Consider the following 25,330-nt stretch of genomic DNA (forward strand, 5'->3'; position numbering starts at 1 on the left):
GCCGGGCTGTGGCCCACTGACAAGACCCGAACGAGGAGAGGTAACCCCATGGTCACCGGCTACGCAATCGAAGCACGGGGGCTGCGCAAGTCCTACGGCGACGTGAAAGTGCTGGAAAGCGTCGACCTGAGCGTGCGGCGCGGCACGATGTTCGCGCTGCTCGGCCCCAACGGCGCCGGGAAGACCACGACGGTGCGGATCCTCAGCACCCTCCTGGACGCCGACGGCGGCACCGTGACCGTCAACGGCCACGACCTCGCCGGGTCCAAGCGGACGGTGCGCGAGCAGATCGGCCTGACCGGGCAGGACACCGCGGTCGACGAGCTGCTCACCGGCCGCGAGAACCTGGAGATGATGGCCCGGCTGTTCCACCTGCCTGCCGCGCGGGCGAAGGCGCGGGCCACCGAACTGCTCGCGCAGTTCGACCTCGTGGCGGCCGCCGGCCGCCAGGTCAAGACCTACTCCGGCGGCATGCGCCGCAGGCTCGATCTGGCGATCAGCCTGATCACCTCGCCGCCGGTGCTGTTCCTCGACGAGCCGACCACCGGCCTCGACCCGCGCAGCCGCTCGGCGATGTGGGACGCGATCCGCGAGCTGCTCACCGGCGGCACCACGATCCTGCTCACCACGCAGTACCTCGAAGAGGCCGACCAGCTCGCCGACCGGATCGCGGTGATCGACAAGGGCCGCGTGGTCGCCGAGGGCACCGCCGCCGAGCTCAAGCGCAAGGTGGGCACCGAACGGCTGAAGCTCACCTTCGCCACCGCTGCCGACGCGGCGCGCGCGCACGACGTCGCCGGCGGGGTGCTGACCGGCGACACCGTCAGCGTCGCGATCGACCAGCCCGCCCAGGTCCGGCTGGTGCTCAACCGGATCGACGAAGCGGGCCTCGCGACCACTCGGCTGGAACTCTCCGAACCGACCCTCGACGACGTTTTCCACACCCTCACCGGAACCGCGGGAGCGAACTGATGACCCAGACCCTGTCCAGGGAGAGCGAGGGGACGCGGATCCCCGGCTCCCCGAGTCGTTCGCCCTTCGCGCTGGCGCTGTCGGACTGCCGGGTGCTGGTCGCGCGCAACGTCAAGCACATCGTCCGCAACCCGGAGATGCTGATCCAGGCGGTTTCGCTGCCGATCGTGCTGCTGCTGCTGTTCCGCTTCATGTTCGGCGGCGCGATCACCCTGCCCGGCATGGCCTACGTCGACTACCTGGTGCCCGGCCTGGTGGTCGTCAGCATCGGCTTCAACTCGACGACCACCGTGGTCGGCGTGGCCGCGGACCTGACACAGGGCCTGGTCGAGCGGTTCCGCTCGATGCCGATGGCGGGCTCGGCAGTCCTCGTCGGCCACGTCGTCTCCGGCGTGCTGCGCAGCATGCTTTCGCTCGTGGTGATGGTCGCGGTCGGCCTGGCCATCGGGTTCCGCCCGGCGGGCGGCGTGCTCGGCTGGCTCGCCGCGACCGGCCTGCTGGTGCTGTTCGCCGCCGGCGTGTTCTGGCTCGCCACGCTGCTGGGGTCGGTCGCCAAGACCGTCGAGGGCGCGGGCGGCCTCGGCATGATCTTCGTTTTCGTCCCCTACGCCACCAGCGCGCTCGTGCCCACCGGATCGATGCCGCCGGTGCTGCGGGCCGTCGTCGACAACCAGCCGGTGACGGTGGTGATCGACGCCGTCCGCGGCCTGATGAACGGCACGGCCGTGGGATCGACGGTGTGGCTGGCGCTCGGCTGGTCGGTCGTCATCACCGCCGGCGGCGCGTACCTCGCGATCCGGAAGTTCCACCAGCGCGCCCGCGGCTGACCCCCGCCGCGGTGGCGAAGGCGGCCCGTGTCCCCGAGCACGGGCCGCCTTTCTCCGCGCCCGGCCCCCGAGCACGAGTAACGGCCCGGTCTCCGCTGGTGGCGGAGGACCGGGCCGCTGGGCCGGACGCGGGCCGGGTCAGACCGCGTCCGACATCTCGCCGACGAGGATGCTGTGGTGCAGCTTCCGCAGCGAACTGCCGGGCTCGACGCCCAGCTGCTGAACCAGGTTCTGCCGGGCGGAGGCGAAGGTCTCAAGGGCCTCCGCGCGACGGTTCGAGCGCAGCAAAGCGGTCATCAGGTACTCGTAGAACGTCTCGCGCAGCGTGTGTTCCTTCGCCAGCGCGGACAGCTGACCGACGACCTCGCGGTGCCGCCCGATCAGCAGCTCGGTCTCCATCAGCAGCTCAAGGCACCCGAGCCGGCTTTCCTCAAGGAGCGTCGCGTAGGCCTGCACATCAGGCGAGTCGGCGAACCCGCCGAACGCCGCACCGCGCCAAAGGCCAGTAGCCTCCCGCAGCACCTTCGCCGCCTGCCCGTAGCCGCGGTCCCCCTGCAACGTCCGTCCCTGCTCGTAAAGCCGGGTGAACCGGTCAGCGTCAAGCTCGCCGATCCCGACGTGCAGCGAATACCCCCGCGGACTGGTGACCACAGGGCTCTCTTCCGCGTCCTGGCTAGTGCCGCGCAGCAGTTTCCGCAGCTGCGACACGTACACATACAGCGCCGCGCTCGCTCGCGCCGGCGGATGTTCGCCCCAGATCTCGCTGATCAGGTGTTCGGCGGTCACGACCTGGTTGTTCTTGGCCAGCAGCACCGACAGCAAGGTCTCGATCTTGCGGGCCCGCGGGGCGCAGACGCCGGGCCGGCCGCTCACTCTGATCTGTCCGAGAATTTCGTAGTTCAGCATGACTGCCCTCCGGTGTCTCTCGCGCCGGACCCGTCCGGCGGCGCCCCCAGCGCCGCTGCCTGCCGGTCCGAGCCGGGTCCACCACCGGACCATAGCAAACCGGGAGGTCGGTTTTCAAGGTGAAACCGGGAGGTTGGTCTGTTTTGATCTTGACCGGGCCGATGTTGCCAGGTAATCGGCCATGAACTCTGGTAAACCGGGCGGTCGGTATGTCATGATGAGCGGGCTGGGACACACGCCGTGCCGTTCCCGGCGCGAGACGATGGGGAAGACGGTGACTAAACAGGCTCGTGCGGAGCTGACCAGGCTCCTGCTGCTGGACGCTGCGGCGGCGCTGTTTTACCGCGACGGCTACGCGGCCACGAGCATGGTGGACATCGCACGCGAGGCGGGTGTGACCAAGGGCGGCCTGTACTTCCACTTCTCGTCGAAGGACGAGATCTGCGACGAGGTGCAGTCGGCCGCCGTCGCGGTCCTGCGCGGGCACGTCGCGCGAACCCGCGGGAGTCGTCCGCATCTGCGCAGGCTGGCCGGCCTGAGCCGGGTGCTGATGGGCTGGCTCGCCGAGGACGCCAAGGTGGGCGCGAGCTTCCGGCTGGCCCGCGAAATGGGCTCGAACGACCCGCGGTTCGCCGCCTTCGTCCGCGCGTGGATGGGCCAGGTGCGCGCGGACATCGCCGCGGCGCACGGGGCGGGGGAGCTGAGCCCGCACGTCCGCCCGGACATGGCGGCGCTGCTGGTCGTGGTGACCTGTGTCGGCCTCGAATCGGCGGCCGCGAGCGGCACGATCCCGGCGGACACGGATCTGGCGAGCACTCTTTCCGAGCTGTGGCGGGTGATCGAGGCCGCACGGCCGGCGGATTCGGCCGCTGCCGAGGCGACCGGCACCTGAGCGGCTGCGGCATCCGCGGCGCGGGGTCGAGAATTCCCGATGCCGGTCAAGCGAACCGGACGGCCGCGCGGTGCGAGGAGAGACCCGCGAGCCCGGCGAGCCGGATCCGCCGAAACCCGCGGCGCGGCAGCACTTTCGCCAAGTAAACCGACCGCCCGGTTTCCACTGGACAGTACTGGTCTCACGCGGCGTCGGCGGGAGAAGTCCCTGCCGGATCGAACTTGTGCAGCCGCCGCGGCGGGACCACCGCGTTCAGGATCGTCTGCCACATGAACGTGACCCGCTCGTGCAGGTCGGTCCGCCCGGTCAGCACCTGCGAGCTGAGCTGGGTCCCGGTGAACGACGCGACCACGTACTGCGCGAGATCGTGCGCGTTGACCTCTTTCCGCAGGTCGCCCGCCGCTTTGGCGGCGAGCAGCAAACCGTGCACGGTGTCGTTCCACTGCTTGTAGGCGTTCGCGGCCGGGGCGACGAACGACCCCTGCTCGATGACCAGCCGGATGCCCGCGCGCACGCGCACGTCGGTGCGCAGGCTGTGCCCCATGTTCTGGGTGAGGTCGATGGCGGTCTGCAGCCCCGGGTTTTCGATGTCGGCCAGCGGGTCCCACACGACGAACTGCTCGCGGATCAACGCGTCCGCCAGTTCTTCCTTGGACTTGAAGTGGAAATACAGCGCGCCCTTGGTCACCCCTGCCTCGGCGAGGATGTCCGACAGGCTCGCGCCGAGAAAGCCGACCGCGTCGAACCTGGACGCGGCCGCGTCGAGGATGGCCTTGCGGGTCTGCTCCGCGCGTTCCTGGCGAGCCACTGCGCACACTCCTTTTGGGAAGCCGCGGGCCCGGAACGGCCACGCTGACACGCCAGTCTACCTCCGTCCCGGCCATCGGAGCCAGAAGAAAAAAACCGGTAGGTAGGTATGGTTTTGTCCGCCCGTATCCGCTAAACATGGTGTGGGGGTACTGGGGAAGTTCTTTTTTTCTGGGAGGACCGACATGGTCGGTATGTTGTTAGAGGAGTCTGTCCGAGGAACCTTCATCACCGAGGGCGAAAGTTCGCCGGGCGTACGTCCGGTCGACTTCCAGCAGACGATCCCGCGCAATCTCGTGCACCGCGCGGCCGTCTCGGAAGTTTTCGTCACTGATCTGAACATCGTGGGCGAGGGGCAGTTCGAGGTCGGCGCGCAGTGGCCGCGCCGGCACGGCTTCTTCGGCCCGCGCACCCCGGGGTCGCACGACCCCATGCTGTACGCGGAAACCACCCGCCAGGCGTCGCTGCTGATCGCGCACCGCGCCTACGGCGTTTCGCTCGGCAACGCGTTCATCTCCGACTGGAAGACCAGCTCCATCGCCCCCGAAGGGCTGGTCACCGAGGGTCGGCCGATCGACGTGGTGCTGCGGGCGAGCGCGCACGACCCGGTGTTCCGGGGCAAGAATCTCGTCGGCATGCGGACCGAGTTCGGCTGCTTCCGCGACGACGAACTGGTCGGCACCGCTTCGGAAACCTGGCGCTGCGTGTCCCCGGCGGTCTACCGCCGGCTGCGCGGCGACCACTTCGCGGCGACGCCGTTCCAAGCCCGTGCGCTGCCCACAGTGGCCCCGGCGCTCGTCGGCCGGGACCGCGAGGAGGACGTGCTGGTCGCGGACACCGCGGCGCCGGGCACCTGGTCGCTGCAGTTCGACCCGGACCATCCGGTGCTGTTCGACCACTCGGTGGACCATGTCCCGGGCATGGTGCTGATCGAGGGCGCGCGGCAGGCGGCGCTGCTGACGCTCGGCGATCCCTGCGCGCTGCCGTTGCGTTCGGATTTCGAGTTCTCCGCCTACGTCGAGTTCGACTCCGAATGCCTGCTGGTGGCGGACGAACTCGAACCGGACGCGGACGGCTGCCGCGTGGTGCGGGTGGTGCTGGAGCAGAAGGGCCGCGCGGCCGCCACCGGCATCCTGGCGATGGGCAGGTCATGACTGCCGGCCTGGGGGCGGACAGTACGACCGGGGAAATCCTCGTCACCGGAGCGACCGGGTTCATCGGCTCGGCGGTGCTGCGGGCATTGCTCGCCCGCGGCGCCGCGGTGCGGGTGCTGGCGCGCGGTGCGGTGCCGGAGTGGATCACGCGATCCGGCGCGCGGATCCACCGAGGCGATCTCACCGACGCCGCCGGGCTGGCCGGGGCGTGCACGGGCGTCGCGACGCTTGTGCACGCCGCGTCCCGGATCGGCGGCACCGAGGAGGAATGTGCCGAGGTCAACGACCGCGGCACGGCCCGGCTGCTCGCGGAAGCACATCGCGCGGGCACGCGGCGCGTCGTGTACCTCAGCACCTGCGCGGTCTACCGCGACGGCGAGCATCGAGGCGAGTCCGAGGACCTGCTCGACCTCGGGCCCGCCTCGGCCACCAGCCGCACCCGGCTGGCCGGAGAACAGCAGGTCCGCGCCGCGGGCGGGATCGTTCTGCGGCCGCACCTGGTGTACGGCGAAGGAGACCGGCACGTGGTCCCGGCGCTGGTGAAGTGGCTGCGGGCGGTGCCGGCGTGGGTCGCGGGCGGCGATGCCCGGACGTCAGTGGTCTCTTCGCCGGATCTCGCCGCCGTGCTCAGCGCGTTCGCGCTGGACCCGGCGCTGGGCAGCCCCGGCGAGGTGTTCCACGTGGCCGACCCGGAACCGGTGCGGATGCGCGAGCTGCTCGAAGCCGTCTGCATCACGCTTGACCTGCGGGTTCCCGACTCGGACCGGCCGCTGGCCGAGCACCGGGCGCGCACGCCGTGGCTCAGCGGGCACCAATGGTCGCTGCTCACCCGGGACCATTGGTACGACAGCGAAAAGGTCTGGAAGGCCGCCGGAGTGTCCCCGGGACCGGGACTGCGCGTCCGGTTGGCCCAAGCCCGGAACTGGTATCGGGAGACGCTGGCAATTCCCGGGACGGGCTGAAGATCGAATTCGCGTAAAGTGATCGAACGAATTCATTCGGCGACAGTGGGCGGCGGCCCGGGAATTCATCCCGGACCGCCGCCGTTTCCGCGGAGTTCATTTCGGTGGCGGCGAGCCCGGGCGCGGCGCGAAGATGATCGTCATGTCCCGACGCGAGCTGGTCGTGCTGGGTTCGGCGAGCCAGACGCCGACCCGGCACCGCAACCACAACGGCTATCTGCTGCGCTTCGACACCGACGGCATCCTCTTCGATCCGGGCGAAGGCACTCAGCGGCAGATGATGTACGCTGGCGCGACGGCGACCGAACTCACCCACCTGTGCGTGACCCACTTCCACGGCGACCACAGCCTCGGCCTCGCCGGCATCATCCAACGGCTGTCCCTTGACGGCGTCGCGCATCCGGTGCGCTGCCACTACCCGGCGTCCGGGCAGGAGTACTTCGACCGGCTGCGGCACTCGACGTCGTTCCACGAACGCGCCGAACTGGTCCCGCTGCCGATCTCCGCGCCGGGCCCGCTCGGCGGCGCGCTGTCGGCGTACCCGCTGGAACACCGCATCGACTGCTTCGGCTACCGCTACGCCGAACCGGACGGGATCCGGATGCTGCCGGACGCGCTCGCCGCAGCAGGCGTCCAGGGCCCCGCTGTGCGAAAGCTGCAGGTCGACGGCGTACTCGACACCGCGGCCGGTGTGGTCCGGATCGAGGACGTGAGCGTGCCGCGCCGGGGTCAGGTGGTCGCGTTCGTGATGGACACGCGCCTGTGCGCGGGCGCGTTCGCCTGCGCGCGAGAGGCGGACCTGCTGATCGCCGAATCGACCTTCCGCGCCGGCGACGCCGGCCTGGCCTTCCGCTACGGCCACCTGACCAGCACCGACGCCGGTCGGCTCGCGGCGGAGTCAGGCGCCCGGGAGTTGCTGCTGACGCACTTCTCGCAGCGCTACCCGTACGAGGAGGCGGACCGGTTCCGCGACGAGGCCGCGAAGGTGTTCGACGGGGAGATCCATGTGGCTCGCGACCTGGACGTGGTGCCGCTGCCGCCGCGCCGCTGAGGTGCACAATCGCGGCATGCCGCAATCGATCCCCGCTGATCTGCTGGAAATCGCCGAAGCGCTCGTTCCCGATGCTCCGATCGGCTCCGCTCGCCTTGCCACGCAAGGGAATATGCACCACGTCGTGCTGGTGCCCGGCGTCGCTGCGGTACGGATCAGCAAGCGCCCCGATTCCGCCGCCGAGCTGCCGCGCCGGGTCAGGATCCTCCGCGCGGTCGCGGCGGCCGGTCTGCCCTTCGCGGTTCCGGAGCCGCTGACTCCGGTCACCACGTTCGGCGAGCGCGCGGCCGTCGCGGTTTCGTGGATCGACGGCGACGGGCTGCCGGAAGGCGTCGGCGACCCGGCGGCGTTCGGCCCGCTGTTGACGGCACTGCGGGAGGTCGAGATCTCCGCGGAGCTCGAAGCCGTTCTCCACCGCCCGCGCCGCTTGGACTGGGCGGAGATCCTGCACGACGTCATTCCCCGGCTGCCGGCGAAGTGGCAGGACGACGTCCGGCGGCGGCTCGACACGCTGCTCGCGCTCGACGACGTCCCAGCGAGGCTCGTCCACGGCGACCTCGGCGGCAGCAACGTCCACTTCGGCGCGGACGGCAAGCTGACCGGCGTCCTCGACTGGGACCTGGCGACCCTGGCTGACCCAGCGATCGACGCCGCACTCGTCGCGACCTGGCACGGCTGGGACGTCCTCCGCGCGGCCGCCGACGAACAGACCTACCGCCGCGCCCGGGCCTGGAACGCCCCGATCGGCGTCGAGCACCTCCATGCGGTCTTCGCCGGAAAGCCGCTGACCAGCGTCGACGGGTTCGTTCGCGCCGTCGTGGCCTGGCTGGAGAGACGCCGCTGAAGATTTTCTCAAAGATTTTCGCACCCCGTTGTCGGATCGGGTCGCCGGTGTTCGTAGCAGTGGTGAAGCCGCCCGCGAGGGGCAGCACCGAAGCGAAGGAACCGCGACCATGAAGCTCACGACCGTGACCCAGCTGACCGTCGACGGCGTCGTCCAGGGCAACGGCGGCGCGTCCGGCGAGGACCGCCGAAACGGATTCGACCGCGGCGGATGGGCGCTGGGGAAGGGCGACCAGGACACGCTCGCGTTCATCAGCGAGACCTACCAGCGCGCCGACGCTTTCCTGTTCGGCCGCCGGACGTACGAGCTGTTCGCGGGCTCGTGGGGCTCGATGAGCGCCGGGGACGCCCCCGGCCGCGAACCCATCCGGCAGGCCCTGAACGAGCGGCCGAAGTACGTGGCCTCGACGACGCTCACCGCCCCGGCGTGGTCCGGCGCCAGCGTCCTGTCCGGCGATCTGGCGACCGCCGTCGCGGACCTCAAGGCCGAACCGGGCGGCGAACTGCAGGTGCACGGCAGCGGCACCCTGGTCCGGTGGCTGCTGGAACAGGGCCTGGTCGACGAAATGACCCTCCTCGTGATCCCGGTGGTCCTCGGGCAGGGCAAGCGGCTTTTCCCGCGGAACGGCCCGGATCTGGCCCTGGATCTGGTTGAGTCGCGAGTGGACACGAAGGGCGTGACGACGCAGGTCTGGCGCCCGGCCGGGCGCCCGCAGTACGCGGGCCGCTGACCTCAGAAAGGATCCTGCGATGCAGTACCTGATTTCCGTGGTCCACGACCAGCCCACGCTCGCCACGCCGGAGGAGGACGCGGCGATCGACGTCTTCAACGAGCGCCTCCAGACCGAAAACCACTGGGTCTTCGCCGGCGGCCTGGCCGCGCCGGAAACCGCGACCGTCATCGACAACCGGGACGAGGCCGGGATGGTCACCGACGGCCCGTTCCTGGAGTCCAAGGAATACCTGGCGGGTTTCTGGGTCATCGAGGCTCCGGACCTTGATGTGGCGCTCACACTCGCCGCCGAAGGTTCGAAGGCGTGCAACCGGAAGGTCGAGGTGCGACCGTTCCAGTGAGCGACGTCCAGGAGGCGATCACCCGGGCCCACCGCGAGGAATGGGCCCGGGTGGTCGCCGGCTTGACCAAACGTTTCGGCGACCTGGACATCGCCGAAGAAGCCGCCGCCGAGTCGTTCGCGACCGCGGTGGAGCGATGGCCGGCCGACGGCGTGCCGCCCAGCCCCGGCGCCTGGCTGACCACCACCGCCACCCGCAAAGCCATCGACCGCATCCGCCGCGAAAACAAGCGCGACGACAAACAACGGGAGGCCCAGCCGGTGTACGACACCACGCCTCCCCACCTCATCCACGACGACCGCCTCCGGCTGATCTTCACCTGCTGCCACCCGGCTTTGGCCGCCGAATCCCGGGTCGCCCTGACCCTGCGCATGGTCGGCGGCTTGACCGTGCCCGAGATCGCCCGTGCCTTCCTGGTGCCGGAAAGCACCATGGGACAACGGATCACGCGCGCGAAGGCCAAAATCAAGGCCGCCCGGATCCCGTACCGGGTGCCCTCCGCCGAGGACCTCCCGGCCCGCGTCTCCGGGGTCCTGACCGTGCTGTTCCTGGCCTTCAACGAGGGCTACCTGGCCACCGGCTCCGGCACCGGCCCCGTGCGCCAAGACCTGACCGCCGAAGCGATCCGGCTGACGCGATTGATCCGCGCCCTGCTGCCCGACCACGGCGAGGTGACCGGCCTGCTGGCCCTGATGCTCCTCACCGAAGCCCGCCGCCCAGCCCGAGTGTCCGCCGAGGGTGAACTAGTCGCCCTGGACGAACAGGACCGTGCTCTTTGGGACGCACCGCTGATCGCCGAAGGCCACCGCCTGGTGCGCGAACGCCTCGCCGCCCGGGCCGCCCCTGGCCGGTACCAGATCCTGGCCGCGATCAACGCCGTGCACACGTCCGCGCGCGAGATACGCGAGACCGACTGGTCGCAGATCCTCGCCCTCTACGACCAGCTCGTCCGCCTCGACCCGTCGCCGATCGTCGCCCTGAACCGCGCCATCGCACTCGCCGAACTCGACGGCCCGGAGGCGGCGCTGGAGTTGGTCGACAGTCTCGGGGACCGGTTGGCCGGGTATCACCCGTACCACGCCACTCGCGCTGACCTGCTCCGCCGGTTAGACCATGGTGAGGACGCACGTGCGGCTTACGACCGGGCGATCGAGCTGGCGGGCAATACCGCGGAGACTGCTGCGCTGTCTCGTCGGCGAGATCAACTGCGGTAGCGGCTGGGTGCCGGGCGATGTCGCCTGACCCAGCGGGATCTCGCTGATGCGTCACCCCGAGGAGACCAGAGTATTCTCAGCCCTTACCTGACAGCGGCTTCGGGCGCGCTGCCCGAAAACACCGCCTAGGATTTCCCCGCAGTAGGGTAATCTCGCCGCATGCTCATCGAGGTGGACAGAGACTAGCCGCCGGGTTCTCGGCGGCTTACCGGCCGACGAGTGCCCGGTCACGACTCTTTCCCACCAAATTCCCCTTCGCGCCCTAGCGTGCGCTCCGCTGTGCGCTGTCGAAGGGAACGATGATCTCCAGGAGCCTTCATGACGCACGATGTGCCGCGTCCCCCGTTCGACCCAGAACTCGCCGCGGTGCTGCCGGCACTCGACGGCCACGCGCCGGTCGGCATGACCGCGAACCGCTTGCCGCACTACCGGAATCTCCCTTTCCCCAGCATCGAAGAACAAATCGGCGACCGCCCCGTCCGCTGCGCGCACCACACGATCACCGGCTACGGCGGCGCCGAGATCGAGGTCTCCGTCCTCTCCCGCGTGGACCACGAAACGCCCGGCCCCGGCATCTACCACCTCCACGGCGGCGGAATGGTGATGGGAGACCGGTTCGCCGCGGCAGGCCCGCTGATCGAGTGGGTGCTGAAGTACGACGCGGTCGCCGTCACCGTCGAGTACCGGCTGGCCCCGGAACACCCCGACCCGGTACCCGTCGAGGACTGCTACGCGGGCCTGCGCTGGACGGCCGCCAACGCGGCCACCCTGCGCCTAGACCCACAGCGCCTAGTCATGTTCGGCGGCAGCGGCGGCGGAGGACTCGCCGCCGGAACCGCGTTGCTGGCCCGCGACCGCGGCACCCCGGCGCTGCTCGGCCTGCTGCTGCAATGCCCGATGATCGACGACCGCAACGAGACGGTGTCGGCACGCCAGTATGACGGCACCGGCGTCTGGGACCGGACCAGCAACCTGACCGCGTGGACGGCAGTCCTCGGCGATCGCCGGGGAACCGCCGCCGTCTCGCCCTACGCGGCCGCCGCACGAGCAACCGACCTGAGCGGCCTCCCGCCAACCTTCATCGACGTCGGCGCGGCTGAGGTCTTCCGAGACGAGGACGTCGCCTTCGCGAGCGCAATCTGGGCATCAGGAGGCAACGCCGAACTCCACGTCTGGGGCGGCGCCTTCCATGGTTTCTACGACCTCGCACCAGAATCCGCACTGTCTCACGCATGCGTCGCGGCTCGTGAGTCGTGGCTTGAGCGATTGCTCGCCCGCCCGATGTCTCAGCGGGACGGCGTGCCGCCGCCGTGACGGGGTTGTCGGGGTGGTGTGCACCTCGGAGGTGTGGTCGGCGGTGTGGCTGGTTTGTGCGTTGGAGGGTCTCGCGTCCGCCGCCCTGGCGAGGCCGCTGCGGTGGCGCGCATCCCGCAGGATGTGGGTCGATAACGTCGCTGGCCCGCGCGTTGCAGGACCTCGCGTCCGCCGCCGTGACGGGGCCGTCGGGGCGCGCGGCACCCCGCAGCACGTGATCGACAGCGTCGCTGGTCCGGACCTTGCAGGGTCTCGCGTCCGCCGCCCTGGCGAGGCTGTCGCGGTGGCGAGCACTCGGCGGAACGTGATCGGCAACGTCACCGGCCCGCGCGTTGCAGGACCTCACGCCACCCGCCCGCGCTGGTCAGGGCTCGTCGCGGCCCGAGAGACCTGCCATCGGGCGCGCTCGGCCACCTCGCGCCATAGCGGTCGTGGGCCGTCGCTCTGCCGAGGCCGTCGAGCCGGTGTGCACCCCGCCGAACGACCTGACCGGCGACCCCACCAGCCCGCAGCTCACCACCAGCCCGCAGCTCACCGAACGCTGCTCGCCGAACGCTGCTCAGCACAGACTCCAAACCAGAATCCTGCAACCCGAATCCGCCGTCAACCGAGAACCCTCCAATCCAGCTCCACCTCCGACCACCAGCACCACCAGTTGACCTTGATCACCCCAAAACCCCAGCTCTCACCTCCCCTCGCACCCATTCCCGCGCACTCCAAGATCATCCCACCCGCCACCGACAATTCCGGGCGGCGTGTCGGTGCCCGCCTCGCCAGAGCCCTCCGCAGGCCGTGACAGACTGCCGGGCGATGTACACGCCGTCTGATCTCGCTGACCTGCTCGAATGCGAGCACCGGAGCATCCTCAAGCAGGCATTGGCGGCGGGGATACCCGGCGCGCCGCGGCCCACTTCCGCACCCGATCGGCTGGCGGTGAAGCACGGGCGGGCGCACGAGGCGGCCACGCTCGGACGGTTGCGCAGCGAGCGGACACAGGTCGTCGAGATCGAGGAGCACGATCCGGTCGTCGCGGCGAAGGCCACCGAGGAAGCGTTGCGCGCGGGTGCGCCGGTGATCTACCAGGCGGTGTTCCACGACGGCGAGTTCTCCGGCCGCGCGGATTTCCTTCTGCGCGACGACCAGGGCCGCTACGAGGTCTACGACACGAAGCTCGCCCGGCACGCCAAGCCGTCGGCGGTCGTGCAGCTCACCGCGTACGCCGACGCTCTGCGCCGCGGCGGCTGGCCCGCCGGGCCGGAGATGCACCTGCTGCTGGGCGACGGCAGCACGCGCAGCCTCCGCGTCGACGACTTCCTCCCGCTCGTAGACCGGCTCCGCGACCGGCTGGAGGACCGTCCGCCGCAGCTGCCCGACCGGATCTGGGCCGACGAACGTCCGACGTGCACCGGATGCGCGTTCGCCGGCCACTGTTCGTCCGCGCGCGAGGCCGACCGCGACCTGTCGCTGGTCGCCGGGATGCGCAGCGAGCAGCGGCGCAAGCTGGCGACCGCCGGGCTCGGCACCATCGACGCGCTCGCCAGCGCCGAGCCCGCCGACCGTCCGCGCGACATGTCCGAGGGCACGTTCGCCTCGTTGCGCGCGCAGGCCGCGATCCAGGTCCGGCAGGACGAAACCGGAGAACTGGCTTACGAAATCATTGCCCCGGACGCGCTCGCCGAACTGCCCGAAGCCAACCCCGGCGACGTCTTCTTCGATATGGAAGGCGACCCGTACGCCCTGGCCGGCACCGGCCTGGAGTACCTCTTCGGCGCGGTCACCCCGGACGAGCGCTTCAGCCCGTTCTGGGCACACTCGCGCGCGCAGGAGAAACGAGCGTTCGAGGAGTTCGTCGACTTCGCCACCGCACGGCTCGCGGAACACCCCGACGCGCACGTCTACCACTACGCGCCGTACGAGGTCACGGCGATCAAGCGGCTCGCCGCCGTCCATGGCACGCGGGAGGAAGCCGTGGACGAGCTGCTGCGCAGCGGCGCGATGATCGACCTGTATGCCGTGGTACGCAAGGCTTTGCGGGTAGGACAGCGGTCGTATTCGATCAAGTATTTAGAACCACTGTACATGCCGGAAGCCCGCGCTGGCGAGGTAAAAACGGCAGTGTCGAGCATCGAGGCGTACGAGGATTACCTGACGCTCTCCTCCGCGGGGAACACCGAGCAGACCGAAGAAGTGCTGCGCGGCATCGCGGACTACAACGAGTACGACTGCGTGTCCACCTTGCGCCTGCACGAATTCCTGCACCGCGTGCGCGCCGAAGCCGGAATCGACCTTGCGGAGCCGGACCCTGAGTCCGAAGTGGACGCTCTGCTCCGCCGCACCGAAGAAGAGGAAGCCGCCCAGCGCCGAGCCGAGCGCGCCGCCGCGATGGCCGCGCTGGTCGACCCGCTTCTGGACGGCCTTCCCGACGACCCCGCGGATTTCACCCCCGACGACCACGCCCGCGCGCTGCTGGCCGCCTCCGTCGGTTACCACCGCCGCGAGACGAACCCGGCCTGGTGGGAGTTCTTCCGCCAGTTGGCGGCCCCGATCAGCGACCTCGAAGTGGACACGACCTGCGCGGTCCCGGTGTCGGTGACCGCGGGCGAATGGGTACCGCCGTCCGGCCGGTTGCGCACCGCGAAACGCACGCTGGTCGTGAGGTGCGACCCGGACCGTCCGCATCCGTACGCGCCTGGTGACGACGTGCGTTTGCGCTACGGCGCCGATGCGCGCGACGCGAAAGTCGTGTCCGCGACCGCCGTCGAAGTGACGCTGGAGGAGAGCAGTGCCCCGGACCGGACGTCCAACGATCTCCCCGCGGCGGTCCTGCCGGGCAGCCCGGTCCGTCCGTCGCCGAAGGACGAGGCGGTAGCCGATCTCGCCCGGCTGGCAGGGGAAACACTGCCCGCGCTGCCGTCGCACCCCGGCGTCGATCTGCTGCGCCGCATCCCCCGGTTGCGCGGCGGGTTGCCCGAACCGGGCGAAGATTTGGTCGCCACGGTGCTCACCGCGGTCGACCAGCTCGACGGTTCCGTGCTCGCCGTCCAGGGCCCGCCCGGGGCCGGAAAGACTTACCTGGCCGGGAAACTCATCGCACATCTGGTGCGTTCCGGCCGGACCGTCGGCGTCACGTCGAACAGTCACAAAGCGGTCGAGAACGTGCTCTCGGCGGCCATGGAGAACGCGCCGGAGATGGCCTGCGCCAAGCGCGCGAAGCGGACGCCTGACCCGGCATTGCCTTGGGAGCAGCCGAAAAACAACACCGCGCTGGTACGCTGGCGTGAAGAACACGACACCGGTCATCTGGTCGGCGGCACGGCGTGGACCTTCGCCAACGCTGCCGTGCGCGAGGAACCCTTCGACGTTCTCGTCATCGACGAAGCCGGGCAGTTCGCTCTCGCGGACGCGCTGGCGGTGTCGATGTGCGCGAAAAACCTGGTGCTGCTGGGGGATCCGCAACAGTTGCCGCAGGTCGTGCAGGGCACGCACCCGGCGGGCGCGGAGGCGTCGGCGCTGGGTCACCTGATCGGCGAGGCGGACATCATCCCGCCGGAACTGGGGTATTTCCTCGACCTGACGCGACGCATGCATCCCGCGGTATGCGCGCCGGTCTCCAACCTTTCGTACGCGGGCCTGCTGCACTCGCATCCCACCGCGGAACGTTCGATCGACGGTTTCCCGTCAGGTCTCTATCTGGCATCGGTCGAGCATCGCGGGAACACCACGCGGTCGGTGGAAGAAGCCGAGCAAGTGGTCTCGGCGATCAAGTCACTGCACGGCCGATCGTGGGAAGGCCGACCGCTCACTGACGCCGATTTCCTTGTGGTAGCCCCGTACAACTTGCAGGCGCGAGTAGTGACGCGCGCGCTGTCCGACGCGGGCTTCGGCGACGTCCGAGTCGGCACAGTGGACCGGTTCCAGGGCCAAGAAGCACCCGTTGTGGTGACGACCATGACGTCCTCTTCGGCGGTAGACTTGCCGCGAGGCCTTGATTTCTTGTTGTCCCGTAACCGGTTGAACGTCGCTCTCTCCCGCGCGCAGTCCGTCGCTGTCCTGGTGTGCTCTCCGAAGCTGCTCGAAGCCGACATCAGGACGGTGGACCAGATGCGGCTGGTCTCCGGGATGCTCGGGTTGCTCCGTGACGCCCGCGAGTGGATCGACTGAGTCGGGCGCTTGGCGACGGACGAGTTCGCCTGTGCCGTCGCGGGTCGCTGAGTGCGTGCCTGCGGGGTGATGCGCGCTTCGGCGAAGGCGCGTTGCTTGTGCTGTCGGGGGTCGCTGAGTGCGTTTCTGCGGGGTGATGCGCGCTTCGGCGAAGGCGCGTTGCTTGTGCTGTCGCGGGTCGCTGGGTGTGGGGCGTGCGTGCCTGTGGCGTGAGGTGTTGCTTGGCGAAGGGTGCGCTGCCCGTGCCGGATGTGTTACCCGGTGCGGGGAGGCGTGCCTGTGGCGCGGTGCGTTGGTCTGCGAAGGGCGCACTGCCTGCGCTGGGTTGCATTGCGCAGTGCGGGCGTGCATGCCTGGGCTGTGATGTGTCGCCCGGTGTGGGACGTGCATGCCTGCGGCTCGGTGCGTCGCCCGTCGAAGGGCACGTTGCCCCCGCTGCGACGCATCGCTGGGTGAGGGGCACGCCATGGCTGCGCTGGGGATGCGTTGCTGGGGAGGGGCACGCCCCATGTCCGTGCTGAGATGCGTTTGCTGGTGAGGAGCGCGCATGTTCGTGCTGGGATGCGGTTTGGTGTGGGGTGCCCGCGCCGGGATGCTTGCTGGGTGCGCGGGCGCGTGTCTGCGGCGCGCGATGCGGTGCTCGGCTAAACGTGCGCTGCCCGTGCCGGGATGCGTTGCTAGGCGAGGGGCGGGGTATGCCCGGGCCGCGACGCGGCCGCTCAAGACGGGGGGACTGCGCCGTTCGGCGGCAGGCGCGCCTGCCTGTGGCCATGCGTTGGCCCGGCGGAGACCGCGCCTGTCTGTGGCCAATGATGCGTCGCCCGGCGGAGACCAGCCTGCCCACGCCGCAAAGGGCTCGCTAGGCGCTACGCGGGCACCCGCCCGGCCGGTCCGGTCGGGATCCGGCGGCCGGGCGGGCGCATGTCCCCGCTCGCGCGACCGTGGGGGGAGGGGCGGCGCGGCGAGCGAGGTGGTCAGGGCGCCCCGCGCGTCCGGCCTGCGGGAGCCGGAGCGGGGGCGCGGGATCCCCGTCCGCGCGGGGCACTGGGGAGAGATGCCGCAGCGGACGGGGTGGCTTGAGAAAACGGCGGGTTCGGTGCGGACAGTCTTGTCCGGACTGCCCGGTGCGCACTGGCAGCTGGACTCGGCTCATCCGGACCGCCGACGCGCACCTGCGGCTGGACTCGGCTCATGCAGACCGCCGGCGCGCGCCTGCGGCTGGACTCGGCTCATGCAGTGTGCACAGCAGTACCACTCTGCTCACTACAACTCGTTGCGGGTCAAGAACATTCCCGCGGCCGGGGGTGTGCTCCCGCTCGCCGTCCGGACCGGCTGGGGGTTACCGGCCGGCGGGAGCAGGAGCACCGGATCCCGTTCCGCGGCTGGGGGGAGCAGTGACGCGGAGCGGGTAGTTCTGCGCCGGTACGGGGGCCGCCTCGCGGCGAGTGGCACGACCAGGCTCCGGCCGGACCGGTATTCCTGGAAGGCAGAAGGTGAGGCCCGGGGGCACCTCCGTACCGACACTCTGTACAACGCGTGAACCGCGCGAATGTTCCGGCCCCATAAGGTGATCTGGATCGCCGCCAATCGAGTGACCGTTTGGTCGGCTCGGGAAGCCGCGACGGGTGAACCTCGATCAGGTTGCGCTGCTTGGCGAATCGTCGTGCGTTCGCCGCGAGCGAGCCGCGTCCCGGCGGGGACTGTCCGAGGCCGCCACAGCAGGCTCCGACCGCAGTTGACCGGCGTCACTCGCGAACGAACTTGTTCGTAACGAACATGTTCGTTACCCTGGTCTGAGCCACCCGCCAAGAAACGGAGCAACCCCATGACCATCACCATCGTCGGCGCCGGACTCGGCGGTCTCAGCCTCGCCCGCGTCCTGCACGTGCACGGCATCGAAGCCACCGTCCTCGACCTCGACGCCTCCCCCTCCGCCCGCGCGCAGGGCGGCATGCTCGACATCCACGACGACTCCGGCCAGGTCGCCCTTCGCGCCGCCGGTCTGCACGCCGAATTCGAAGCGCTGATCCACTCCGGCGGCCAGGAAACCCGCGTCTACGACCGCACCGCCGCCCTCCTGTTCTCCGCGGCGGACGACGGCACCGGCGGGCGACCGGAGGTCGACCGCGGGGCACTGCGCGACCTCCTCCTCAATTCGCTGCCGGCGGGCACCGTCCGCTGGGGAGCGAAGGTCAACGCCGCGGAACCGTTGTCCGGCGGACGGCATCGCCTCGCCCTCGCCGACGGCACGTCTCTCACCACGGACGTGCTCATCGGAGCCGACGGCGTCTGGTCGCGAATCCGGCCGCTGGTCTCACCGGAAAAACCGGCGTACGCAGGGATCTCCTTCGTGGAGATCGACCTCCTCGACGCGGACTCCCGGCACCCGGACGCGGCAGCGCTCCTCGGCGGCGGCATGAGTTTCGCGCTCGGCGAGGACAAAGGCTTTCTCGCGCACCGCGAACCGGACGGCAGCCTGCACGTCTACGTCGCCGTGCGCGTCCCGGAAACCTGGACCGCGTCCGTCGACTTCACCGAGCACGCCGCCGCCAAGGCCGCCGTGCTGAGCCACTTCGACGGCTGGTCCAACCGGCTTCGCGCCCTGGTCGAGGATGCGGACAGCGAGCTGGTCGCACGGCTGGTCCACGCGCTCCCCGTCGAGCATTCATGGTCGCGAGTGCCCGGCGTCACGCTGCTCGGCGACGCCGCGCACTTGATGTCGCCGTTCGCCGGAGAGGGCGCGAACCTCGCCATGCTCGACGGCGCTGAGCTGGGCCTCGCGCTCGCCCGGCACCCGGACGACGTCGAACGCGCACTCGCCGAGTACGAGGCCGAGTTGTTCCCGCGCAGCGCGAAATCAGCGGCGGAATCGGCGCAAAGCCTCGACAGCTGCTTCCGCGCGGACGCACCGGCGGCTTTGCTTGAGCTGTTCGGGGCCTGACGTCCATAGTGGACGTGAGTACGACTTAAGCGGTACCCGGATCGAGCCGTCAAGCCGATCCGGACTGAGCGATTCCGCTCGCACAATGGGTTTTCGCCCGCCGTGAGAGAGGAACGTTCTGATGACCGCCGTCCTGGCCGACACCGTCCATGAAGGCCTGCGGTTCGCCGCCATCGCCGGGATCGCGGTGCTCGTGACGTTTCCGGTCTTGCTCTTCATCGGCGCGCTGGTGAGCGTGCTCGGCAGCCCGCTCGGCCCCGGGATGAAGTTCGTGTGGGTGGTCTTCGCGTTCTGCGCGCCGTTTCTCGGGCCGATGCTGTGGTTCCTGGTCGGCAAGCGGAGCGCGGAAGCCTCGCTTCGCTGACGCCAGATGTCACTGGCGCGGTCAGCGTCCGGGCCTGGACCAGGAGAGGGACGCTGGCAAGTCTTTCGAGGAATTCGTTGGCGGGGCAGGTTCGGTGTTCCGGTCCGCCGGAGCCGGTACCGGCTCCGCCGTGGCCGAACTTGGCGAGGACGGCCGCATCCGGCGCGACTGCCAGTTCGCCGGTCCGCCGCCTCCCTCGTCCTCGGACGCCAGGACGGTCGTGGCGGAATTCCCGCGCCGGCTTGGGCCGGGCGACCCGGACCGGATCACGCAAGCGGTCGACGGGCGGGTGAACTGGCCGGAACCGGAGCGTCCCGTGGTGCCGTGGATCCGCCCCTGTTCCTCGCGCGCGGACGCGGTGCTCAAACCGGCAAGCGTTTCGCGACCAGCTTGACAGTGCGCCTGACCGTCGGCAGCGGGCTGATCACGCGTACCACGTTTACGAAGACGGCCTCGCCGTCGCCGAGGCGTTCGCCGGATGAAGCGCCAGGCGGCCGGAGCGGGTTTCCGCCCGGCCGCCCGGCATTTCACGCGGTCAGGAAACGTTCAGGTCGATGCAGGCGTAGAACGCGTCGCCGGTGTCCGCGATGTTCCACACCGCGAGCACCTTCTGCTGTCCGGGGTAGCCGCTCAGGTCGACCTGGTGCGACACGGTCGCCGGCGGGGCCTGATCGTTGCCGCTGAAGCTCGCGACCTCGGTGCCGCCGATGAAGTACTCGTAGTCGCTGGTGCGGTGGCGTGCGGTGAACGTCCAGGTGAAAGTGACCTGGGTGCTGACCGGGGTGAGCTTCCAGCCCTTGCTGTCGTCGTCGAGGTCGGCGAACCGGTCGTTGCCGCCGCTGCAGCTCTGCAGGCCCTTGGGCCCTTCGACGCTCTGCGGTTCCCATTTGATGTCGCCGCAGGACACCGTTTCGGCCGCGCACTGGGCCTGCCTGCTCGGCGGGGAGCTGACGTAGCCGTGCGCGCTGGCGATGCCGGGGCCGATCAGCATCAGCACCGGAGCGAGGACCGCGCCGCCGAGTGCGGCGAGCATCGTGCGTTTGCGGGACATGGTGGCTCCTTCGAAGCCGGGCCCGCTCCCGCGCCGGAGGGCGGCCGGCCGTGCCACGGCACGACCGACGAGCCCGCGGTGGGGTGGTGCGCGGGCGGAGGGGTGGGGAGATTTGTGGTCTAGACCATACTCGGCCGCCCGCGCTCGGTCAAGAATTAGCTACCCTGCGTTATCTCTCTGCGGGATACTGCATGCACTAGAAGGTCGCCGAGGATGGCGACCGCAGGAGGACCGCGATGTACGCGGTGACCGACCTGGCCACGGGCCAGCTGATCGAGGACGACCCGCGCGGCGATCGAGCGCCTCGGCCACGGATACCGCAGCTGGCGGGGCTCGTCCCATAGCGGAATGACCAGCGCACCTGGTCGACAGCGTGCCGACGAGCTGGCGGCGACCATGACCGTGGGGATGGGCAAGCGGATCAACGAGGGCCGCGGCGGGGTCGGGATCGTCGTGGACATCTTCCGCTGCTACGCCGAACGAGGCCCGGACCCGCCGCTCCCGATCCGCGGCGGATCCGCGGTGCTGCGCAAGGAACCGATCGGTGCGCTGCTGGGCGTGCTGCCGGGAAACTTCCCGTGCTGTCAGGTGGTCCGGTTTGTCGCGCCGATTCTGGTTCTGGGCAACATGATTCTGCTCAAGCACGCGTCGATTTGCCCGCGTTCGACGCTGACGACTGAGAAGATTCCGCCTGGAGCGGGCGTAGCGGGCGATGCGTATGTGAACACCTTCGCGTCCGGCCGTCAGTTTCGATGGTTCTCGCTGATCCGCGCATTCAAGGCGTTTCCCTAACCGGCAGCGACCGCGCGGATGCGTAACTGCGGACAACTCCGGTAACGCGCCTAAACGAATTATTGTCCAGTCTGGCCTTTATGAGGAATTCGTGGACCGCTTCGCCAAGCGGGTCGCGGGCCAGGTGGCCCGCGCGGTGGACCAGGGTGCGACCTTGCGGGCCGGTGGCGATCTTGTTCCGCGCCGAACCGGAGGATCGTGCCATCGAGATCGCCGATGGCTCGCCGTTCGGCTTGGGTGCGGCCATCGGGACCGAGGAGTTCACGAACCAGAAGTCGATCAGGCTGTGACCTAAGAAGTCCGCAACAACCCGCTCAACCACCCAGAAAACACCTGCTGCACATCCTCGCGCACCCGGTCCGGGTCATCCGCATCGGCGATCATCCGCGCCGCCTCCATCACCGCCGCCAATACCAGTTGCGCCAAAGCATCCACCGGCGTGTCCACGATCAACCCGGCCTCCCGCGCGGCCGCCAGGTTCTCCGCGACCAGTCCCAAGCCGTACTCGGCCTCCAGCTCGCGCCAGGCGTCCCAGCCCAGCACGGCGGGGGCGTCGGTCAGCGAGATCCGCCGGACGTCCGGGCGCAGGCACGCGTCCAGGAACACCCCCAGTGCTCCCGAAAGGCCGGAAAGCGGGTCCGGTGCGCCGTCGAGGACTTCCGAGACCTCGGCGGTCAGTTCGCGTTCCACCGCTTCGACGACGGCCCGGAACAGGCCCTGTTTGTCGCCGAAGTGGTGGTACAGCGCGCCCCGCGTGACGCCTGCCGTGCGAGTGATCTCTTCGGCTGGCACGTCGTGGTAGCCGCGTGCGCCGAAGAGGTCTCGGGCGGCCTTGATGAGTGCGGCTCGCGTCGCGTCGGAGCGTTCTTGCTGGGTACGTCGCACGCACCTAATCTGCCATGGCGGCGGCGAAGCGCGTGATGTGCCCGGCCAGCGCTTCCGGCTGGTCTTCCGAGACGAAGGTGTAGGAGTCCGGGACCTCGACGAGTTCCGCGTCCGGCAGCACCTCCGCCAAGCGGTGGGCGAGGCTGATCGGGAACAGCTTGTCCTCCGGCGGCCAGACCAGCAGCACCGGCCGCTGGAACTGCCGCAGTTTCTCCGCCGCGGCGAGGGTGTGGTTCGCGTCGACGGTGCGCAGGAACTTGCGCAGATCCCTTCGCAGACCAGGGGATTTCCGCAGCTTGCCCAGGTACTCCTCGGCGACGTCCGGCGGCAGCGGGCGCTTCGTGACCCAGCCGAACAGCAGCGGCAGCCGGTACAGCGCCTTGATCCGCAGCAACTGGCCGAGCACCGCCATCGAACCCGGGACTCGGGCGATCGCCGGCAACACCTGGAAGATCGGCGGGAAGAAGTACTCGAAGCTGTCCGACGGCGTCAGCACGACCCGCCCGACCCGCTCCGGGTACCGCGCGAGCAGCAGTTGCGTGATGGCGCCGCCGGTGTCGTTGGCGACCAGGGTGACGTCTTCCAGGTCCAGCGCGGTGAGGAAGTCCCCCAGGACAGTGGCGAGGCCGGCGGCGCTGAGGTCGGCGTCCGAACGCATCGGGACCGGGTGCGCGCCCAGCGGGAGATCCGGGGCCAGGCAGCGGAATCCGGCGTCCGCGACGGTCGGGACGACCTTGCGCCAGAGCAGGGCGTTGGTGAGTACGCCGTGCACGAAAACGACCGGGCGGCCGTGTCCGCGCTCGAAGTACCGGAGTTCGCCTTGGGGGAGGTTGACGTGCCGGGCAGTGCCCAGTTCCGCGTATGCGCTCATCCTGGTGAAGATACATACATGCAGTCTGTATGTAAATTGCCGCTGCGGTGATGCGCGTGCTGACCAGTGCGGCTACTGGGAGCTCAGCCGCTGGGTGATCCGGCCGAACAGGTCGTCCAGGGGCGCGCCGAGGTCTTGGTCGAACTCGGTCAGGCCGTAGGTGACCTGAGGCGGGGCCGGCTCGACGTGCCGCCAGACGAGGCCGTCCTCGACCAGAGCGCGCAGGGACTGGGCGAGCATCTTCTCGCTGATGCCCCGGATGCTTTCGCGCAGTTCGCAGAACCGGAGTTCCTTGTCCCGCAACGAGATGAGGATCCAGACGCCCCACCGGCTGGTCACGTGGCCGAGCACGGTACGCGGGGCAGCCGGTGTGAAACACCGCATAACGCGGCGCGAGACGGCGGGGGTGAACGGCCTAGCGTCGGCCGCCTACGGAGGGAGCTGTTCATGATCGTGGTGACCGGAAACATCGGACGGCCGTTGGTGCGGGTGCTCGCCGACGCGGGCGAGCAGGTGACGGCGGTGTCGCGGCGGGCCGCCGAGGTGCCGGAAGGCGTCCGGCAGGTGGTGGCCGACCTGGCGGATCCGGCCAGTCTCGAACCCGCGCTGACCGGGGTGAAAGCGTTGTTCCTGCTGCTGTCCGGCGATCTGCGCGCGGTCGGCGCGAACCCCGCCGGCCTCATCGCGAAGGCCGCGGACGCCGGGGTCCGCCGGATCGTCCTGCTCTCCACTCTGGGCGTGGCGACCAGGCCGTTCGGCAGGACGCGGATCGCGATGCGCGAGCTGGAGGACGTACTGCGCGAGTCCGGCCTCGACTGGGTCATCCTGCGGCCGGGCGGGTTCGACTCCAACGCGCTGTGGTGGGCGGAATCCGTTCGCACGCGGGGGATCGTCGCCGCGCCGTTCGGCGGCACCGGGGTGCCGATCATCGATCCGGCGGACATCGGCGAGGTCGCGGCGGCTTGCCTGCGGGACGACCGGCACGTCGGCGGCGTATACGAGCTGACCGGGCCGGAGGTGATCGCGCCGCGTCAGCAAACGGAGGCGCTGGCCGCCGCACGGGGCAAGCCGGTGCGGTTCCGGGAACTGACCCGCGCCGAAGCCAAGACGGGCATGATCCAGAGCGTGCCGGGCGAACTCGCCGACGACACCTTGGACATCATCGGCTCGCCGACTCCGGCCGAACTGCGCGTCAGCCCGGACGTCGAGCGGATTCTCGGCCGTGCGCCGCGATCGTTCGCCGACTGGGCGGCTCGTGCTATCGCCGCGTTCCGCTGAGGTCTACTCGGCCGAATCGCAGCGCGAGCACAGGCCGGACACCGCTTCCTCGGCGGATTCCGTTGGCAGGCCGGGGATCGCCTCCAACCGGCCGCATCGGCGGCACAGCAGGTGACGGTGGTCGAAACCGGAAAGCTCGTAGCGTTGCGCGACGCCGACGTGGTCGAAGCGGCGGACGAGACCGGCGGTGACGCCGGTGGTTAGCACGTCGTGGACGCCCCTCGTGGACGCCATCGACAGCCGTTCGCGGACCAGCGGCAGCAGCTCCGCGACGGTGACGTGCGGGTTTTCGGCCAGCACTTCCAGCACGACCTGCCGGGCGGTCGTCACGCGCAGGCCGGCGCGCCGGAGCCGGGTTCCGGCGTCGGCGCTGGGCGGGATGGGTGCGGAGGTCGTGAGCACGCCTCCTTTGTAGTCCTCAAAGTTGATCCAGTCAATTGTAAGAACGGGTCAACTCTGGGACTGTGAGCCACTGCACGCCAGAATTGATTCGGTCAAGTCTGGGGGTACGATCCGGCCATGGACGAGTTCGGGACGCGCCTGCGCGACAAGGGCCTGCGCAACACGCCGCAACGGCGTGCGGTGCTGGCCGCGGTCGCGCGGACCCCGCACGTCACGGCGGCGGAAATCGCGACGGTGCTCGACGCCGACGGGGCCGTCGGCGCGTTGTCCAGGCAAGGCCTTTACAACGTGCTCGACGACCTCGTCGGCGCCCGCCTGCTGCGCCCGCTCGAACCGGCCGGCTCGCCCGCGCGGTTCGAACTCGAAACCCACGACAACCACCACCACCTGGTCTGCCGCGGCTGCGGCCGGATCCAGGACGTGCCGTGCGCGGTCGGTGCGGCACCGTGTCTTGAGCCCGGTCCGGTGCCCGGGTTCCGGGTGGACCAGGCGGAGGTCACGTGGTGGGGGATGTGCGCGGAGTGCGAGGCTGAGGCTTGACGCTGGGGCCTCGTGAGTGGCAATCCCGG

At 69.8% G+C, this 25,330-nt stretch carries 26 protein-coding genes; 19 read left to right on the top strand and 7 right to left on the bottom strand.

Annotation, left to right across the window (positions count from 1 at the left end; genetic code table 11):
- Positions 1-48: 48 nt before the first annotated feature.
- Together A4R44_RS15435 and A4R44_RS15440 are read left to right on the top strand one after the other, a co-directional pair.
- Entirely contained in the window at positions 49-972 is a 924-nt protein-coding gene (locus A4R44_RS15435) for an ATP-binding cassette domain-containing protein (RefSeq protein WP_067580532.1), read from the top strand.
- Complete coding sequence (locus tag A4R44_RS15440; RefSeq protein WP_067580533.1) at positions 972-1,799, top strand: ABC transporter permease; 828 nt, start codon at positions 972-974, stop codon at positions 1,797-1,799. Before A4R44_RS15435 ends, A4R44_RS15440 begins: the two co-directional genes overlap by 1 nt.
- A 138-nt stretch (positions 1,800-1,937) precedes the next feature.
- Here the strand turns inward: A4R44_RS15440 and A4R44_RS15445 are convergent, their stop codons facing one another.
- The gene (locus A4R44_RS15445; RefSeq protein WP_095213362.1) at positions 1,938-2,705 is read right to left on the bottom strand and encodes an AfsR/SARP family transcriptional regulator; all 768 of its coding nucleotides are present in this window, start codon (positions 2,703-2,705) and stop codon (positions 1,938-1,940) included.
- 274 nt (positions 2,706-2,979) lie between these two features.
- On the opposite strand from A4R44_RS15445, the gene A4R44_RS15450 reads away from it, so the two are divergent.
- On the top strand, positions 2,980-3,597 hold the full coding sequence (locus A4R44_RS15450) for a ScbR family autoregulator-binding transcription factor (protein WP_232791615.1): 618 nt from the start codon (positions 2,980-2,982) through the stop codon (positions 3,595-3,597).
- 181 nt (positions 3,598-3,778) lie between these two features.
- On the opposite strand, the gene A4R44_RS15455 is transcribed toward A4R44_RS15450, so the two are convergent.
- Positions 3,779-4,405, bottom strand: coding sequence for a ScbR family autoregulator-binding transcription factor (locus A4R44_RS15455; RefSeq protein ID WP_067580536.1), 627 nt, complete (start codon positions 4,403-4,405; stop codon positions 3,779-3,781).
- Positions 4,406-4,589: 184 nt separating this feature from the next.
- Between A4R44_RS15455 and A4R44_RS15460 the strand changes: the two genes are divergently transcribed.
- The 12 genes from A4R44_RS15460 to A4R44_RS15515 all read left to right on the top strand — a co-directional run bounded on the left by A4R44_RS15460 (position 4,590) and on the right by A4R44_RS15515 (position 19,876).
- Positions 4,590-5,558 (top strand): ScbA/BarX family gamma-butyrolactone biosynthesis protein, encoded by a 969-nt coding sequence (locus A4R44_RS15460; protein ID WP_067580537.1) that lies wholly within the window; start codon positions 4,590-4,592, stop codon positions 5,556-5,558.
- Entirely contained in the window at positions 5,555-6,520 is a 966-nt protein-coding gene (locus A4R44_RS15465; RefSeq protein WP_067580539.1) for an NAD(P)-dependent oxidoreductase, read from the top strand. The genes A4R44_RS15460 and A4R44_RS15465 overlap by 4 nt, the downstream gene beginning before the upstream one ends.
- A 142-nt stretch (positions 6,521-6,662) precedes the next feature.
- Complete coding sequence (locus tag A4R44_RS15470; RefSeq protein WP_067581244.1) at positions 6,663-7,571, top strand: ribonuclease Z; 909 nt, start codon at positions 6,663-6,665, stop codon at positions 7,569-7,571.
- Between the two features lie 16 nt (positions 7,572-7,587).
- A complete protein-coding gene (locus A4R44_RS15475; RefSeq protein ID WP_067581245.1) occupies positions 7,588-8,415 on the top strand; it encodes an aminoglycoside phosphotransferase family protein in 828 nt (275 codons plus the stop codon).
- A 109-nt stretch (positions 8,416-8,524) separates the two neighbouring features.
- Positions 8,525-9,145: a dihydrofolate reductase family protein gene (locus A4R44_RS15480; protein ID WP_067580541.1), complete on the top strand. Its 621-nt coding sequence runs from the start codon at positions 8,525-8,527 to the stop codon at positions 9,143-9,145.
- Positions 9,146-9,164: 19 nt separating this feature from the next.
- Positions 9,165-9,488, top strand: coding sequence for a YciI family protein (locus A4R44_RS15485; protein ID WP_067580542.1), 324 nt, complete (start codon positions 9,165-9,167; stop codon positions 9,486-9,488).
- The gene (locus tag A4R44_RS15490) at positions 9,485-10,702 is read left to right on the top strand and encodes an RNA polymerase sigma factor (protein WP_067580545.1); all 1,218 of its coding nucleotides are present in this window, start codon (positions 9,485-9,487) and stop codon (positions 10,700-10,702) included. Before A4R44_RS15485 ends, A4R44_RS15490 begins: the two co-directional genes overlap by 4 nt.
- Positions 10,703-11,020: 318 nt before the next feature.
- Positions 11,021-12,016: an alpha/beta hydrolase gene (locus A4R44_RS15495; RefSeq protein WP_067580546.1), complete on the top strand. Its 996-nt coding sequence runs from the start codon at positions 11,021-11,023 to the stop codon at positions 12,014-12,016.
- A gap of 810 nt (positions 12,017-12,826) precedes the next feature.
- The gene (locus tag A4R44_RS15500; protein WP_067580547.1) at positions 12,827-16,177 is read left to right on the top strand and encodes a TM0106 family RecB-like putative nuclease; all 3,351 of its coding nucleotides are present in this window, start codon (positions 12,827-12,829) and stop codon (positions 16,175-16,177) included.
- Between the two features lie 1,825 nt (positions 16,178-18,002).
- Entirely contained in the window at positions 18,003-19,118 is a 1,116-nt protein-coding gene (locus A4R44_RS15505) for an NAD(P)/FAD-dependent oxidoreductase (protein WP_067580551.1), read from the top strand.
- Positions 19,119-19,239: 121 nt separating this feature from the next.
- On the top strand, positions 19,240-19,482 hold the full coding sequence (locus A4R44_RS15510; RefSeq protein ID WP_067580555.1) for a PLD nuclease N-terminal domain-containing protein: 243 nt from the start codon (positions 19,240-19,242) through the stop codon (positions 19,480-19,482).
- A 130-nt stretch (positions 19,483-19,612) separates the two neighbouring features.
- Positions 19,613-19,876 (top strand): hypothetical protein, encoded by a 264-nt coding sequence (locus A4R44_RS15515; protein ID WP_232791616.1) that lies wholly within the window; start codon positions 19,613-19,615, stop codon positions 19,874-19,876.
- Between the two features lie 141 nt (positions 19,877-20,017).
- Here A4R44_RS15515 and A4R44_RS15520 read toward each other — a convergent pair whose 3' ends face one another.
- Positions 20,018-20,533, bottom strand: coding sequence for a lytic polysaccharide monooxygenase auxiliary activity family 9 protein (locus tag A4R44_RS15520; protein ID WP_067580560.1), 516 nt, complete (start codon positions 20,531-20,533; stop codon positions 20,018-20,020).
- Positions 20,534-20,881: 348 nt separating this feature from the next.
- On the opposite strand from A4R44_RS15520, the gene A4R44_RS50300 reads away from it, so the two are divergent.
- Together A4R44_RS50300 and A4R44_RS51725 are read left to right on the top strand one after the other, a co-directional pair.
- A complete protein-coding gene (locus A4R44_RS50300) occupies positions 20,882-21,325 on the top strand; it encodes an aldehyde dehydrogenase family protein (protein WP_232791617.1) in 444 nt (147 codons plus the stop codon).
- Positions 21,326-21,489: 164 nt separating this feature from the next.
- Positions 21,490-21,615 (top strand): hypothetical protein, encoded by a 126-nt coding sequence (locus A4R44_RS51725; RefSeq protein ID WP_255366094.1) that lies wholly within the window; start codon positions 21,490-21,492, stop codon positions 21,613-21,615.
- Position 21,616: 1 nt separating this feature from the next.
- Here A4R44_RS51725 and A4R44_RS15530 read toward each other — a convergent pair whose 3' ends face one another.
- The 3 genes from A4R44_RS15530 to A4R44_RS15540 form a co-directional block, all read right to left on the bottom strand.
- Entirely contained in the window at positions 21,617-22,210 is a 594-nt protein-coding gene (locus A4R44_RS15530; RefSeq protein WP_067580564.1) for a TetR/AcrR family transcriptional regulator, read from the bottom strand.
- A 4-nt stretch (positions 22,211-22,214) separates the two neighbouring features.
- Entirely contained in the window at positions 22,215-23,081 is an 867-nt protein-coding gene (locus tag A4R44_RS15535; RefSeq protein ID WP_067580568.1) for an alpha/beta fold hydrolase, read from the bottom strand.
- A gap of 72 nt (positions 23,082-23,153) precedes the next feature.
- Positions 23,154-23,420 (bottom strand): helix-turn-helix domain-containing protein, encoded by a 267-nt coding sequence (locus tag A4R44_RS15540; protein ID WP_232791618.1) that lies wholly within the window; start codon positions 23,418-23,420, stop codon positions 23,154-23,156.
- Positions 23,421-23,528: 108 nt separating this feature from the next.
- Between A4R44_RS15540 and A4R44_RS15545 the strand changes: the two genes are divergently transcribed.
- Positions 23,529-24,359: an SDR family oxidoreductase gene (locus tag A4R44_RS15545; RefSeq protein ID WP_067580574.1), complete on the top strand. Its 831-nt coding sequence runs from the start codon at positions 23,529-23,531 to the stop codon at positions 24,357-24,359.
- Between the two features lie 3 nt (positions 24,360-24,362).
- On the opposite strand, the gene A4R44_RS15550 is transcribed toward A4R44_RS15545, so the two are convergent.
- The gene (locus A4R44_RS15550) at positions 24,363-24,761 is read right to left on the bottom strand and encodes a Fur family transcriptional regulator (RefSeq protein ID WP_067580577.1); all 399 of its coding nucleotides are present in this window, start codon (positions 24,759-24,761) and stop codon (positions 24,363-24,365) included.
- Between the two features lie 117 nt (positions 24,762-24,878).
- Here A4R44_RS15550 and A4R44_RS15555 point away from each other — a divergent pair, with 117 nt between their 5' ends.
- Positions 24,879-25,301 (top strand): Fur family transcriptional regulator, encoded by a 423-nt coding sequence (locus A4R44_RS15555; protein ID WP_067580583.1) that lies wholly within the window; start codon positions 24,879-24,881, stop codon positions 25,299-25,301.
- Positions 25,302-25,330 lie beyond the last annotated feature (29 nt).

This window comes from Amycolatopsis sp. M39, from assembly GCF_001651785.1.
GTDB lineage: Bacteria > Actinomycetota > Actinomycetes > Mycobacteriales > Pseudonocardiaceae > Amycolatopsis > Amycolatopsis rubida.